Here is a 13917-nt window from a genome sequence, read left to right as displayed (position 1 = left end):
GCGCTGGTTTCGGCGCAGGGTCGACGGCGGTCCCCTCGATGGCTCGGGGACCGTGGGTGGGCTGGGCGGCGGCGCGGCGGCGGATCCTCAGGCGATCGCGTCGTCGGTCAGGAACAGCTCCACGACGGGCACGGCCGTGTCGGGGCGCTGCATCGGGAGCTGAAGGGTGAGGGTGCCGGACGGCAGTCCGCCCATGAGGGTGTTCTGCGCGACCCGATCCGGATCCACGTGCAGCGGCACGAGCTCGGAGGCGTCGGTCATGAGCTGCGCGTAGCGCACCCGCCCCGCGAGGCCCGGCAGATGCAGGTGCTTGAACGGCCAGGCGAACAGGTGGGCGTAGAGCCGGTCACCGCGCAGCGTGTACCTCACATCGGCCGGCGGAGTGAACGGCGCGGGCCCGGCACCGCGGATGGCCCGCGCGTGATCGTCCATCCACGTGCCGATCCCGCCGAAGATCTCCTCGGCATCCCTGCCGAGCCTGCCGCGGCCGTTGGGGCCGATGTTCAGCAGCAGGTTGCCGTTCTTCGACACCCCGTCGACGAGGAGGCGGATGAGGGACTCGGCGGTCTTGAACTCATGGTTGTCGCGGTCGTAGCCCCAGCTGCCGTTGAGCGTCTGGCACGCCTCCCAGGGCACCTCTTCGCCGTCGCGGGTCATCGGCGCGAGCGGCTGGTACTGCTCCGGCGTGACGATGTCGCCGGGGATCCCGAGCCGGTCGTTCACGATGATCCCCGGCTGCAGCTCACGGACCAGGGCGAGGAGGGTCTCCGCGTCCCAGTCCACTGCGCCCTTGCCACCCCAGTAGTCGGGACGATGCGTGTAGGAGAAGTCGAAGAACAGGTAGTCGATGCGCCCGTACTGCGTGAGCAGCTCGCGCACCTGGCCGTGCAGGTACGGCTGATAGCCGCGCATGTCGCGGTCGGCGGTGGCGGCTTTGAACTCCTCGTCGTCGCGCTGCGGATGCGTGCCGTCGACGGGGAAGGACTCGTGGTGCCAGTCGATGAGCGAGTAGTACAGACCCACGCGCAGGCCCTCGGCCCGGCACGCTGCGACGAACTCGGCCACCGCATCCCGGCCGAACGGCGTGTTCATCGTGGTGTAGTCGGTCAGGGCCGAGTCCCACAGGCAGAAGCCGTCATGGTGCTTGGCGGTGAGCACGACGTAGCCGGCCCCTGCCTCGCGCGCGATGCGAGCCCACGCGCGCGGGTCGAACCGGTCGGGGGCGAAGTGCGCGCGGTAGGGCTCGTAATCGGCGTCGCTCAACCGTTCCCGGCTCTTGACCCACTCGTGCCGCGCGGCGAGGGAGTACAGCCCCCAGTGCACGAACATGCCGAGGCGGGCGTCGACGAACCAGGTCAGGTCTGCACGGGCGGGCATGCGGTCTCCGGGGGCGGGGTCGACGGCGGGCGAGGTCTGGGCATCGCGGGGGTGGGCGGTGAGCGGCGTCTGCCCCGGTGCCGGCGGGCACGGCTCGGCATCGAGCAGGGCGCGGTCCAGCGCCGAGAGCTCCTCCGCGGTCATCCCGTGTGCGGCGAGCAGTGCTCGGACGGATCCGTGCGTGGCGTCGATCTCGGCGAGCAGGTCCCGCATGACCGCGGCAGGCGACTCCGTGGCGAGCGCGGCGGCGTGCGGCGACTGCGGGTAGGCACGGCGCAGCCGCTCCGAGGTGGCGCGGCGGCGGGCCTCGGGGATGAGCGATGAGGTGAGGGCGTAGTCGGCCACGACCTCGTCGCGGTCTGCCCCGACCGCCTCCAGGGCGAGCGCGATCACGAGTCCGGTGCGGTCCTTGCCTGCGGTGCAGTGCACCAGGACGGCCTCGCCCTCGGCGATCGCGCGGATCGCGGCGACGAGCTCGGGCATCGACTCCGCCAGCAGGTGCCGGTAGATCCCGGCGAGGTCGTAACCCTCCAGGAAGAACGAGCGCGGCGACCCGTGGTACAGCGGGAGGCGGACGATCTCCACATCGGCCAGCACCGTCGGGGCTTCGGCGACCTCGTCGTCGGAGCGCAGATCGACGATCCGGCCGACCCGGGCGCGCAGCTGCTCCGCCCCGCGCAGGTCGACATCCGACAGCGCGCCGGAGCGGTACAGCCGCCCGGGGCGGACGCGGGCGGATCCGGCGGGGATCCCGCCCACGTCGCGCAGTCCCACCACGCCGTCGATCTGCAGCACCGTCACGATCAGCCCTTCAGCGCGCCAGAGGTGAGGCCCCGCGCGAAGGACCGCTGGAACAGCAGGAACACGATCACCGACGGGGCGAGCGCCAGCAGCGAGGCCGCCATGATGACGCCAGGGGTGACCTCGGGATCGATGCGCAGCGTGCGCAGCGCGAGCGGCAGCGTGTACGTGGCGTTGCTGGTGGAGACGAGCAGCGGCAGCAGGTACTGATCCCAGATCATCGTGAACCCGAACACCCCGACCACGCCGAGGGCGGGCTTACAGAGCGGCACGATGATCTGCGCGAACACGCGGAGCTCCCCGGCGCCGTCGATGCGGGCGGCTTCCTCCAGCTCGATCGGCACGTCCTTCATGAACTCGGTCATCACGAGGATCGAGAACGCCCAGGCGCCCAGCGGCACGATCATGCCGGCCAGCGTGCCCATCAGGTTGATGTGCACGAGCGGCAGATCCGACAGCAGGATCGACAGCGGCAGGGCGAGGATCTCCTCCGGCAGCATCATGGTCGCGAGGATCGCGACCATCACCAGCGCCGAGAAGCGGAACCGCTTGCGGGCCAGGGCATACCCGGCGAGCACCGAGACGATGACCTGCAGCAGCAGGCCGAACCCGACCACGAAGAACGAGTTCGCAAGGTACTTCAGCACGCCGTAGTCGATCGCGATCCCGAAGTTCGAAAGCGTCGGCCGCGTCGGGATGACGCTGAGCTCGGTCGGATCCGAGACCTCGCCGAACGCGCCGACGAGCAGCGCGATCAGCGGGCCTGCGAACAGGATCGCGACGACGGCGTACAGCACGACCTTGACGGCGATCGCGAGGGGAGTGCGGCTCTCGGTCAGTCCGAGGGCGGTGTCAGTGCCGGCGCTCATGCGTCCTTCCTCCTGCGGGTGATGAGCTGCACGAAGACCGTCAGCACCAGCGTCGCGAGGAACAGCAGCACCGCACCGGCGGAGCCGACGCCGAGCTTGCCCTGTTCCAGGCCGAGTTTGTAGAGCAGGGTCATGACGACCTCGGTCGCGCCGTTCGGGCCGCCGTTGGTCATCAGGAACACCTCGGTGAACACCCGGAAGCCGCGTACGGCGGCGAGGATGAACAGGATCGTGAACACGGGGCGCAGGCCCGGCAGGGTCACGTGCAGGATCCGCTGCCAGCGGTTCGCCCCGTCGACGGTCGCCGCCTCGTACAGACCCCGGTCGATGCCGGCGAGCCCAGCCAGGATGATCATCATGTCGTACGGCGCGCCGCGCCAGATCCCCATCACCATGATGGATCCCATCGCGGTGCTCGGATCGTTGATGTACTCGCTGGGGCCGAGCCCGACGAGGCCGATGATCGAGTTCAGGAAGCCGTCCGCCGCCGGGTAGTACATGATCCGCCAGAGCTCGGCGATGACGGCCATGGGCACGACCACGGGCAGGAACGCGGCGGAGCGCAGGAACGAGAGCTTGCGGGTCTGGCCCTCCAGCAGCAGGGCCAGCAGGAAGCCGACGCCGAGGCTTCCTGCGGTCTGCCCGAAGGCGAGGACGAGCGTGTTGATCGTCGCGTCGCGGAAGTCGGCCGACGAGAGGATCGTCTGGTAGTTCGCGAGCCCGACGAACTCGTTGCCGAGGTAGGGGCGGACGTTCTCCACCGACATCGAGACGGCCTGCACCATCGGGATGTAGCGGAACACCAGGAAGAGCAGCAGCGCGGGGGTGAGGAACGCCCACGGGATCCACCACTGCCCCTGCGTGCGCCGCCGGCGGCGCCGAGCCGGCGACGGGACCAGGAGGGCCTCCGTCGCCGTGCTCGGCGCGGATCCCGCGCGTGCGGTGTCCACGATGTCGATCGTCACTTCTTGAGGATCCCCTGCGTCAGCAGTTCGGCGGTGAGCTTGCCGTCGAGGTCGGAGAGCTCCGCCTTCAGGTCGAGCGAGCAGTCGGCGAGCAGCGCGTTCACGGTGTCGGCGGTCATCTGACGCACCGGCGTCCAGCTCGGGATGTTCGGCGCGTAGCGGCCGTCCTCCTGGTAGGCGGTCGCGAAGGTCTCCCAGCGCTTGTCGTCGCGCACGTCGGACACCTTCACGGTCTTGTTCACCGGCAGCTGCACGCTGAACGTCCCGTTCGTGCCCTCCATGCCGGCCTTCTGCGCGTCGGCGCCGATGTACCAGTCGGCGAACGCGTTCTGGCCCTTCTGGTTCTCGGATCCGGCCATGAGGTAGATCGCGCCGCCCTCGGCGAGCACCGCGGCGTCCTTCGGGCCCTCGGGTGCGGGGACGACCTCGTACTTGTCGGCGCCGAGGGACTTGTCGAACCGCGGCAGCATGTACGGCCCGGTCAGGTACATCCCGGCAACTCCGGTCTCGAAGGCCTCGTTGGTGGGCGGGGTGTCCATGCTGACCGCGCCGGGCTGCACGACCTTGGCGTCGCACTGCAGCCCGCGGAACCACTCCATCGCCTTGACCGAGGCCGGATCGCTCATCGCGGGGAGGTAGCCGCCGCCCGACTTCTTGATGAAGTCGCCGCCCGCGGCCCAGAGGAAGTTGGAGAAGTACCAGGAGGCGTATCCGCGCTTCGTCGAGGCGGGAACGGCGAGACCATAGGTGTCGGCCTGCCCGTCGCCGTCGGGATCCTGGGTGGTGAACGCCTTCGCGACGGCCTCCAGGTCGTCCCAGGTCTTCGGAGCCTGCAGGCCGAGCTTCTGCAGCCAGTCGCTGCGGACCAGCAGGGCGTTCGCCTGCGCGGAGTAGGGGATCGCGTAGGTCTTGCCGTCGGTCGTCTTGCCTGCGGTGGCGGCCTGAGGGGTGAGATCCTTGGCGTGGGGCACGTCCTTGGCGCTCACCTCGCGGACGATGCCCTGCGTGTGCATCGTGCCGAGCTGGCTGATGTCGTTCATGACGATGTCAGGCAGATCCTTCTGCCCCGCGCGCTGGGCGAGCTTGGTCTCGAAGTCGTCGAAGATCGCGGTGAGCTCGGCCTTGTAGCCGGTCTTCTTCTCGAACGCGGCGACCATCGCCTTCTGCGCGGTCTCGCTCGGGCTGCCCGGGGTGGTGCGGATCCAGATCTCGAGGGTCGACTTCTCGTTCTGCTTCACGCCGGCCGGAGCGCCCGAGCCTGTGCTCGAGCAGCCCGCGAGGGCGAGGGTGGCGACGCCGATCAGGGCGGCGGTGCGCAGGATTCTGCTGTGCATAGGGTTCTCCGTCGGTTTGGCAAACGCTTGCCACTTTGCAAGGCGTCGATCGCGAATCTAATGTAGGTCCGCAGACGCTGTCAATCATTGATCGGATGTTTCGCCCGTCGCGGCGAAGAGGGGAGTGGGAATGGGCGAGCGGATGCGCGCGCGGCTGGTCATGGAGGAGCGGCGTCGCCACGACGTCTACCCGGACGAGGTGCTGGCCATGATCGACGCTACCGTGACGCTGGAGCGACCGTTCCTCACCGCGGACGAGCTGGCGGATCAGCCGGATGCGCTTCGGGACACCGAACTGCTGCTGACCGGCTGGGGCGCGCCGGTCGTGGACGGCGCTCTGCTGGAGCGCGCTCCGCACCTGCGCGGCGTGCTGCATGCGGCCGGCTCGGTCAAGCACATGATCGCCCCTGAGGTCTGGGCGCGCGGGGTCGCGGTCGTCTCGGCCGCCGCCGCGAACGCCGACCCCGTGGCCGAGATCGCCGTCGCACAGATCGTGCTCGCCGCACGCGGCGTGCCGGCCGCGCGGCGCCGCTACGTCCGGGAACGGCAGCTCGCCGCGGCGGGCGCGGCGTCCGGCGCGCGCGGGCGCACCGTGGGGCTCGTGGCGCTCGGCGAGATCGGGCGCAGGGTCGCTGAGCGGCTGGAGGGCAGCGGGCTCCGGCTGCTCGCCGCGGATCCGTTCGCCGATGCGGCAGCGGCGGCCGAGGTCGGCGTCGAACTCGTCGGTCTCGAGGAGCTGTTCGCCACCGCCGACGTCGTGAGCCTGCATGCGCCGCTGCTGCCGGCGACGACGGGGATGATCGACGCCGCGCTGCTCCGCCGGCTGCCGGAGGGCGCGACGCTCATCAACACCGCGCGGGGCGGACTCGTGGACGAGGACGGACTCGTGGCGGTCTGGCAGGAGCGCCCCGACCTCACGGCTCTGCTGGACGTCACCGTGGAGGAGCCGCCCGCGGAGTCCTCGCCGCTGTGGACGCTCGAGAACGTCGAGCTGACGCCGCACGTGGCCGGATCCATGGGTGAGGACCGCGCGGCGATGGGGCGGCTCGTCGCTGCCGAGCTGCGGCGCTGGGCTGCCGGCGAGGCACTGCAGCACCGGATCGATCCGACATCGCTCGATCGCATCGCCTGAGGTCCGGAGGCCACGTTCCGGTGGTGAATCGGCAACCGATTGCCCGTCCCGGATGGTGAGGTCGGCGGACGGTCGTCCCGTCGTCCGCGTGCCCGCGGGAGCAGCGCCCTCGGGGCACTATGCTCGGGGCATGAGCCCGGAAAGCCTTTCCCCGACGGGTGCCGATGCGTCGGCGCGGAGCACGTTCGGTGCAGGGTCCGGGGCGCCGCACGCGGCGACGCTGCAGGACGTCGCCCGCGAGGCGGGTGTGTCGCTGGCGACCGCATCACGCGTGCTGAACGGCTCCGCACGCAAGGTCGCGGGGGCCTTCCGCGAACGGGTCGAGCGTGCGGCGGAGGAGCTCGGCTACACCCCGAACGTGTCGGCCCAGGCGACCGCTCGCGGCCGCTCCCCGGTCATCGCCCTGCTCGTCGCCGACATCGCCGACCCCTACTTCGGTCAGATCGCCGCCGGGGTCGCCCGGGGCGCCGACGAGCGCGGTCTCGTGGTGACGATCTCGATCACCGAGCGCGACCAGGAGCGGGAGAGCCGGATCCTGAGGGCCTTGCGCGGACAGCGCCCGCAGGGACTGATCCTCGCCGCATCCCGTGCGGAGTCGGGCGACAGCGGATCCGGGAACTCGGAGCTGGAGGCCTTCGAGCGCTTCGGCGGTCGCGTCGTGACGTTCGGCGATGCCTCCGGCGCCGACCGGAACGGCAACGGCGGGCGCTCGATCGTGATCGACAACGCGGGCGGCGCTGAGGAGCTCGGGCGGCACATGGCCGAGCTCGGTTACCGCACGGCGATCGGCATCGGCGCCGCCGAGGGCGTGCGCACCTCCGATGACCGGCTGAACGGCTTCGCCCGCGGGTTCGCATCGGGCGGAGGGCGCGTGGAGCGCATCCACCGCGGCGACTTCCGGCGGGAGTCGGGAGCTGTGGCCATGACCGCGGCGCTGGCGGAGGGCGTCGCATCCGGCACTCTGGTGTTCGGCATGAGCGACGTGGTCGCGCTGGGCGCGATGTCCGCGATCCGGGCCGCCGGGCGCGAGGTCGGCACGGACATCGCCGTGTGCGGCTTCGACGACGTCTCCGCGAGCGGCGACGTCACCCCCGCGCTCACCACCGTGCGGGTGCCGCTGAACGAGGCGGGGTATCAGGCGTTCCGCGCGGTCGTCGACGACGACTGGGCACAGTCCGACCTGCCCGTCGAGGTGGTCGTGCGCGCGAGCACCCCGGGACCGTCCGGCGTGGCCTGAGCCGCGTCATCGGTGCGGTCCGACTCAGCCGGTGCTGACTGCGGCGGGTTCGAGACGGACGGCGGCCACGGCCGCGGTGATCTCCTCGGTCGCGAGGGCGGGATCCAGGACCCGGATCAGCGCGCGCACCGGATCCGCGGCCTGCCGTGCCTGGTCGATAGCGATCCGTCTCGCGTCGGGGGCGCCGGCGCCCGAGCACACGAGCCGGATCCAGGCCGCGAGGGCGCGGACGGATGCGGCACCTTCTCGTCCGGCCGCACGCTCCGCGCGCAGCACCGGCACGACGCGGATGGCGAGCTTGGTGGCGCTCTCCTCGGAGACCTGCGCGAGATGATGCGCGATCCGGCCGTTGGCGAAACGGTCCGCGAGAGCGCGGCGATACGCGTCGAGGTCGAGCCCGTCCGGTAGTTGCCGCTCCGCCTCGTCCCAGAACGCGTGCACCCAACTCCGGCAGTCGGGATCCGCCATCGCATCGGCGACGGTCGCGTGCCCGCGCACGGTGCCGATGCCGGCGAGGAGGCTGTGCGCGCCATTGAGCATCAGGAGCTTCCGCCGCTCCCACGGCTCGATGTCGTCGACGAAGCGGGCACCCGCCGTCTCCCAGCGCGGGCGGCCGTTCGGGAAGCCGCCGCTCAGCACCCAGTCGGAGAACGGCTCGGCGACCACGGGCGACGTGTCGTGGAACCCGGTCAGCGCGGCGGCGGCAGTCCGGTCGGCGTCCGTCGTGCGCGGAGTGATCCGGTCCACGGACGTCGACACGAAGGAGACCTGTTCGCGGATCCCGTCCGCGAGCGCCGGGTCCACCGCCTCGGCGAGGCCGAGCAGTCCCGTGCGTACGAGGGTCCCGTTGTCCGGGATGTTGTCGCAGGGCACGATCGCGATCGGGCCCGCGTCGGCTGAGAGCCGTGCCCTGAGCCCCGACAGCAGGCGTCCGAGCGTGGTCGCGGGTGGTCGACGGCCGCGCAGCGCGACGAGGTCGGCGGTGACGGCCGGGTCGTCGAGGTCGGGGGATCCGTCGCGTCGCAGCCGATACGCGGGCTCGGTGATCGTGAGCGTGACCAGGGCCGTCCCGGGGGCGGTGAGCAGGCGTTCGAGCCGGATCGTGTCATCGGCGGGATGCGCCTCGACGATCGCCGGGACGATCTCGGCCCGATCGTGCTCGGGGCCGCGCTCTATCAGGGTGTACAGCCCGCCCTGCCGGGAGAGGTCGTCGGCGACGCGTGGACTGCGGCCGGTGAAGGCCGCGATCGTCCACTCCGCCGCATCCGCCGCGTGCGCGGTGTACCATGCCTGGTGCGCGCGATGGAAGGCGCCGAGGCCCAGGTGCACGATGCGCGGCGGTGCGGCCGGGCCGCCGACCGCGCCCCGGCGCAGCGCGGCACCCGTCACAGCTTGAACACCTTCCGGGGCAGCGTGTCGACCAGGTCGTGCGCGATCCGGTGCGCCGCCGGCTCGTCCAGTCGCCCCTCGGCCACGAGTCGCGCCAGGAAGGCCGCATCCAGGCGGCGGGCCATGTCGTGGCGAGCCGGGATGGAGAGGAAGGCGCGGGTGTCGTCGACGAAGCCCGCGCCGCGGTAGAAGCCCGCCGTCTCAGTCACCGCGGCGCGGAAGCGCAGCACCGCATCCGGGGCGTCGAGGAACCACCAGGGCGCGCCGATGTACACGCTCGGATAGAAGCCCGCGAGCGGGGCGATCTCGCGCGAATAGGCGGTCTCATCGACCGCGAACAGCACGAGATGGAAGTCGGCGGCGTTTCCGTAGCGCTGCAGCAGCGGGCGCAGCGCCTCAGCGTAGCCGGTGCGCACGGGGATGTCGTGGCCGGTGTCAGGGCCGAACCTCTCGAGCGTCGCGGTGCTGTGGTTTCGGAGCACCCCGGGGTGCACCGTCATCACCAGGCCGTCCTCGACCGACATCCGCGCCGACTCCAGCAGCATGTGCCCCTGGAACGCCATGGCCTCTGCCGCATCGAGTTCGCCGCGGACGGCGCGCGCGTACAGGGCGGACGCCTCGCTCGCCGTCAGGTCGACGGCCAGGGGTTGCAGCACCCCGTGGTCGGCCGAGACCGCGCCGTTCGTGATGAAGTGCGCACGCCGCGCCTCGAGCGCGCCGAGGTAGCCCGCATAGTCGTCGACGGCGGATCCGCTCCACGCGGCCAGGCGCTCGACGTTCGCGGCGAAGGCGGGATGGTCCGGATCGAGGTAGGCGTCAGGGCGGAACGTCGGCGCGACCCGGCCGCGGAAGGCGGGGTCCGCGGCGAGAGCACGGTGCACGCCGAGGTCGTCGAGCGGATCGTCGGTCGTCGCGAGGAACTCGATGCCGAATCGGTCGAAGAGCGCACGAGGGCGGAAAGACGGGAGAGTCAGCACGGCGCCGATGCGGTCGAACAGCGCATCGGCGTTCGCCGCATCCGGCTGCTCGTCCAGACCGAACAGCTCGGCGAACTGATGGGTGAGCCAGTAGCCGGATGCCGTGCCCGCGAACAGATGCCAGTTCTCGCAGAACCGCCGCCAGGCGTCACGGGCGGAGGCTGTCGGTGCGGCCCCGGTCCGGTCGGGGACCGCGAGCTCGTTGAACGGGATGCCGGAGGCGTGCAGCAGACGCGTGACGTAATGGTCGTGGCGCAGCAGCAGTTCGGTGGGATCGGGGAACGCGGCGTCATCGTGCAGCAGGCGGGGATCGACGTGCCCGTGCGGGGAGAGGATGGGCAGCGCCGCGACCCGCTCGTACAGCTCCCGGGCGATGCCGCGCGTGCGCGGATCGACGGGGAGCAGGCGGTCGGGGTCGGCTTCGAGGTGCATGGGCGCTTTCTGGATCGCGGGGGCGGTCGTGGTCACACGGCCGGCTCGCCCCGCTCGTGCCTGGATCATGGGCGCTCCGGCCCGCGAGGACGGTGCTGCCTGACCGGTATTCTGTCCAGCGTCGCTCCGGCTTGTCAACCGATTGCCAAACTCGATCGAATCGGATGCGCGGCGCGGCGGCCGTGCGCGGGGAACGCGGACGGCGGCGGCCGGGAGGGATCAGTCCCGCGATGAGCGCGTCGTCGTCGGCGCGCGGTACGGTGGTGCGAAGTCGTGAAGGAGTGTGACCGTGGCAGCGGACGCAACGGAGCCGCGGCCGACGCGGGCCAGAGCACGCGCGGCCGCCACGATCTATGACGTGGCGAAGCTGGCGGGTGTGAACCCGTCGACGGTGTCGCGTGCGCTCACGCAGCCGGGGCGCGTCAACGCCGGCACCGAGGCGCGGATCCGCGAGGCGGCCGCGCAGCTCAAGTACCGCACCAATCCGATGGCGCGCGCCCTGCCCACGGGGCGCACGAAGACGCTCGGCCTGCTCATCGCCGACATCACCAACCCGGTGATCTTCGGCATCGTCCGCGGTGCAGAGCAGGCGGCCGGCGAGTTCGGCTACACCCTCGTGTTCGCGGAGTCGCAGGAATCGGGGGAGCGCGAGGCGCGATCGGCCGAACGCATCCTGCCGGCGGTGGATGCGCTCGTGCTGGGCACCACTCGCCTCCCGGACGAGCAGATCCGAGAGCTTGCCGAGGTCAAGCCGGTCGTCGTGCTGAACCGCGAGATCCAGGGCGTGTCGACGGTGACGCCGAACCTGGAGCCGGGGATCGACCAGGCGCTGGCGCACTTGGAGATGCTCGGCCACACGTCCCTCGTCTTCCTCGCAGGGCCGGCCGAGTCGTGGATGAGCCGGCGGCGCTGGGATGCCCTGCGCACCGGCGCCGAGGCGCGTGGGATGACGATCGCGTCGATCGGTCCGGTCGAGCCGACGATCGACGGCGGCCGCGGCGCGCTCGCCCGGGTCATCGCCTCCCGCGCGACCGCGATCATCGCGTACAACGACATCATGGCCATCGGCCTGCTCCGGGCCGCCGGTGAGCACGGCGTCCTCGTCCCCGGCGTCTTCAGCATCCTGGGCTTCGATGACATCTTCGGATCCGACTTCACGTCTCCGGCGCTGACGACCGTGCGCTCACCGCTCGCGGCGGCGGGACGATACGCCGTCCGCAAGGCGCTGGAACTCGCGGGCGCGGTCGAGGCCGACGATGCGGCCGCCGTGGAGGCGGCGACGCTGGAGACCGAGCTCGTGATCCGCGGCTCGACCGGACCCGCCAGGGCGGTCTGAGGGGCGCGCTGCCCTCGCGCCGGAGATCACTCGGATGCGGAACGGCTTCCGCCTATCTCCTCTACGGTCGTCGCAATGCATGGCAAGCGTTTGCCAGATTGCCACTCGACGTGCTTCAATGAGCGCGGATCTCCCCGGAGACGCCCCCGGCACCGCAGCCGCGCACACCGAAAGGACACCTCGATGAGGATCGACAAGGCCGAGGTGATCGTCACCAGCCCCGACCGCAACTTCGTCACGCTGAAGCTCACGACGTCCGATGGCGCGACGGGCCTGGGGGATGCGACCCTCAACGGCCGTGAACTGGCGGTGGTCGCCTACCTGCGTGAGCACGTGGTGCCGCTGCTGATCGGGGCGGACGCCTCGCGCATCGAGGACACCTGGCAGTTCCTGTACCGCTCGGCGTACTGGCGCCGCGGGCCCGTCACGATGGCCGCCATCGCCGCGGTGGACATGGCGCTCTGGGACATCAAGGCCAAGGCCGCGGGGATGCCCCTGTACCAGCTGCTCGGCGGAGCCAGCCGGGAGGGCCTGCTGGCCTACGGCCATGCCTCGGGCAAGGAACTGCCCGAGCTGTTCGACTCCGTGCGCGCGCACCTCGAACAGGGCTACCGGGCCATCCGGATCCAGACCGGCGTGCCGGGACTGAAGGCGATCTACGGAATCGCCTCGCAAGCGGCCGACGCCGGCGGCGGCGAGGCGCGCTACGACCACGAGCCCGCCCGGCGCGGGGCGACGCCCGTGCAGGAGGACTGGGACACCCGGGCCTACCTGCGCCACCTGCCCGGCGTCTTCGATGCCGTGCGCAACGAGTTCGGCCCCGAGATCCCGCTGCTGCACGACGGTCATCACAGGATGACGCCGATCCAGGCCGCCCGGCTCGGAAAGTCGCTGGAGCCCTACGACCTGTTCTGGCTCGAGGACTGCACGCCCGCCGAGAACCAGGAGGCGCTGCGCCTGGTGCGTCAGCACACCACGACGCCGCTCGCGATCGGCGAGGTCTTCAACACCGTGTGGGATTTCAAGGACCTGATCCGCGATCAGCTCATCGACTACGTGCGCGGAGCCGTCACGCACATGGGCGGCATCACCCCGCTGCGCAAGACGATCGACTACGCCGCGATGCACCAGATCAAGTCGGGCTTCCACGGGCCGACGGACATCTCCCCGGTGGGCATGGCCGCGCAGATGCACCTGGGGCTGGCGATCCACAACTTCGGGATCCAGGAGTACATGCAGCACGGCGAACGGACCGACCGGGTGTTCCAGCAGTCCTTCAGATGGAACGGCGGCCTGCTGCACCCCGGCGACGCCCCCGGCCTGGGTGTCGAGCTGGACGTGGACGAGGCCGGCCGGTATCCGTACGAGCAGGCGTACTTGCCCTACAACCGGCTCGCGGACGGCACCGTCCATGACTGGTGAGGCGACGGCCCCGGTCGATGCGGGCACCGGATCCGCGCCGCTCATCGTCGTCATGGGGGTGTCGGCAGCGGGCAAGACCAGCGTCACCCGCGCGCTCGCCGCGCGCCTCGGTGTGGGCGGCTGGGACGCCGATGACCTGCACTCGCCGGCCAACGTGGCGAAGATGGCCGCGGGAACGCCGCTGACCGACGAGGACCGCTGGCCGTGGCTGGACGCCGTCGGCGCCGCCCTCGCCGCGGGGCGTGGCGAGGGCGGGCGGGTCATGGCGTGCTCGGCGCTGCGCCGTGTCTACCGCAACAGGCTGCGTGAGGTCGTGCCGGAGGCTCGGTTCGTGCACCTGCACGGCACGCCCGAGCTGCTGCGGGCACGCGCCGCGGGGAGGGCGGGGCACTACATGCCGCCGTCGCTGCTGCCCTCGCAGCTCGCCCTGCTCGAGCCGCTGGAACCGGACGAGGACGGAACCGCGCTCGATGTCACCGGCACCGTCGACGAGATCGTCACCTCCGCCGTCGCCTGGATCCGCTGAGCGCGCGGCAGCCTCCGCGACGACCACGCGGATCCGGTGAATCAGGACGCTCGCTGGTCGCAGATTGCGCTATCGCGGCTCAGATGACGGCAATACGCGACCAGCGAACCGGGGAAAGGC

Annotated in this window: 11 protein-coding genes; 5 read left to right on the top strand and 6 right to left on the bottom strand. The window is 71.2% G+C overall.

Annotated elements, in window-relative coordinates:
* Positions 1-87 precede the first annotated feature (87 nt).
* From ACTJI8_RS14755 to ACTJI8_RS14740, 4 genes are read right to left on the bottom strand one after another with little or no spacing between them, the layout of a single operon-like run.
* Positions 88-2178: an alpha-L-fucosidase gene (locus ACTJI8_RS14755; protein WP_440734175.1), complete on the bottom strand. Its 2091-nt coding sequence runs from the start codon at positions 2176-2178 to the stop codon at positions 88-90.
* Positions 2179-2180: 2 nt separating this feature from the next.
* Positions 2181-3047 (bottom strand): carbohydrate ABC transporter permease, encoded by an 867-nt coding sequence (locus ACTJI8_RS14750; RefSeq protein WP_440734174.1) that lies wholly within the window; start codon positions 3045-3047, stop codon positions 2181-2183.
* The gene (locus tag ACTJI8_RS14745; protein WP_440734173.1) at positions 3044-4012 is read right to left on the bottom strand and encodes a carbohydrate ABC transporter permease; all 969 of its coding nucleotides are present in this window, start codon (positions 4010-4012) and stop codon (positions 3044-3046) included. The genes ACTJI8_RS14750 and ACTJI8_RS14745 overlap by 4 nt, the downstream gene beginning before the upstream one ends.
* Positions 4009-5346 carry a sugar ABC transporter substrate-binding protein gene (locus tag ACTJI8_RS14740; protein WP_440734172.1) on the bottom strand — a complete coding sequence of 446 codons (1338 nt, stop codon included), beginning with the start codon at positions 5344-5346 and terminating at the stop codon, positions 4009-4011. The genes ACTJI8_RS14745 and ACTJI8_RS14740 overlap by 4 nt, the downstream gene beginning before the upstream one ends.
* A gap of 130 nt (positions 5347-5476) precedes the next feature.
* On the opposite strand from ACTJI8_RS14740, the gene ACTJI8_RS14735 reads away from it, so the two are divergent.
* The gene (locus ACTJI8_RS14735) at positions 5477-6478 is read left to right on the top strand and encodes a hydroxyacid dehydrogenase (protein WP_440734171.1); all 1002 of its coding nucleotides are present in this window, start codon (positions 5477-5479) and stop codon (positions 6476-6478) included.
* A gap of 130 nt (positions 6479-6608) precedes the next feature.
* Positions 6609-7715 carry a LacI family DNA-binding transcriptional regulator gene (locus ACTJI8_RS14730; protein WP_440734170.1) on the top strand — a complete coding sequence of 369 codons (1107 nt, stop codon included), beginning with the start codon at positions 6609-6611 and terminating at the stop codon, positions 7713-7715.
* Positions 7716-7739: 24 nt separating this feature from the next.
* Here the strand turns inward: ACTJI8_RS14730 and ACTJI8_RS14725 are convergent, their stop codons facing one another.
* Both ACTJI8_RS14725 and uxaC read right to left on the bottom strand, forming a co-directional pair.
* On the bottom strand, positions 7740-9104 hold the full coding sequence (locus tag ACTJI8_RS14725; RefSeq protein WP_440734169.1) for a mannitol dehydrogenase family protein: 1365 nt from the start codon (positions 9102-9104) through the stop codon (positions 7740-7742).
* Entirely contained in the window at positions 9101-10513 is a 1413-nt protein-coding gene (uxaC, locus tag ACTJI8_RS14720) for a glucuronate isomerase (protein WP_440734425.1), read from the bottom strand. Before uxaC ends, ACTJI8_RS14725 begins: the two co-directional genes overlap by 4 nt.
* Before the next feature lie 289 nt (positions 10514-10802).
* Between uxaC and ACTJI8_RS14715 the strand changes: the two genes are divergently transcribed.
* From ACTJI8_RS14715 to ACTJI8_RS14705, 3 genes are all read left to right on the top strand, one after another.
* Positions 10803-11849 carry a LacI family DNA-binding transcriptional regulator gene (locus ACTJI8_RS14715; protein WP_440734168.1) on the top strand — a complete coding sequence of 349 codons (1047 nt, stop codon included), beginning with the start codon at positions 10803-10805 and terminating at the stop codon, positions 11847-11849.
* 183 nt (positions 11850-12032) lie between these two features.
* The gene (gene manD / locus ACTJI8_RS14710) at positions 12033-13271 is read left to right on the top strand and encodes a D-mannonate dehydratase ManD (RefSeq protein WP_440734167.1); all 1239 of its coding nucleotides are present in this window, start codon (positions 12033-12035) and stop codon (positions 13269-13271) included.
* Positions 13261-13797: a gluconokinase gene (locus ACTJI8_RS14705; protein WP_440734166.1), complete on the top strand. Its 537-nt coding sequence runs from the start codon at positions 13261-13263 to the stop codon at positions 13795-13797. The genes manD and ACTJI8_RS14705 overlap by 11 nt, the downstream gene beginning before the upstream one ends.
* The last annotated feature ends 120 nt before the right edge of the window (positions 13798-13917 follow it).

Source organism: Microbacterium sp. 22303 (assembly GCF_052045265.1).
In the GTDB taxonomy this organism is placed as follows: Bacteria; Actinomycetota; Actinomycetes; order Actinomycetales; family Microbacteriaceae; genus Microbacterium.
Note: the sequence above shows the minus strand (reverse complement) of the source record. Positions and strands in the feature narration are given on the sequence as shown.

Coding starts and splice junctions, on each gene's coding strand:
- manD (WP_440734167.1), top strand. CDS start 12,033: ATGAGGATCGACAAGGCCGAGGTGATCGTCACCAGCCCCGACCGCAAC.
- ACTJI8_RS14735 (WP_440734171.1), top strand. CDS start 5,477: ATGGGCGAGCGGATGCGCGCGCGGCTGGTCATGGAGGAGCGGCGTCGC.
- ACTJI8_RS14730 (WP_440734170.1), top strand. CDS start 6,609: ATGAGCCCGGAAAGCCTTTCCCCGACGGGTGCCGATGCGTCGGCGCGG.
- ACTJI8_RS14750 (WP_440734174.1), bottom strand. CDS start 3,047: ATGAGCGCCGGCACTGACACCGCCCTCGGACTGACCGAGAGCCGCACT.
- ACTJI8_RS14705 (WP_440734166.1), top strand. CDS start 13,261: ATGACTGGTGAGGCGACGGCCCCGGTCGATGCGGGCACCGGATCCGCG.
- uxaC (WP_440734425.1), bottom strand. CDS start 10,513: ATGCACCTCGAAGCCGACCCCGACCGCCTGCTCCCCGTCGATCCGCGC.
- ACTJI8_RS14740 (WP_440734172.1), bottom strand. CDS start 5,346: ATGCACAGCAGAATCCTGCGCACCGCCGCCCTGATCGGCGTCGCCACC.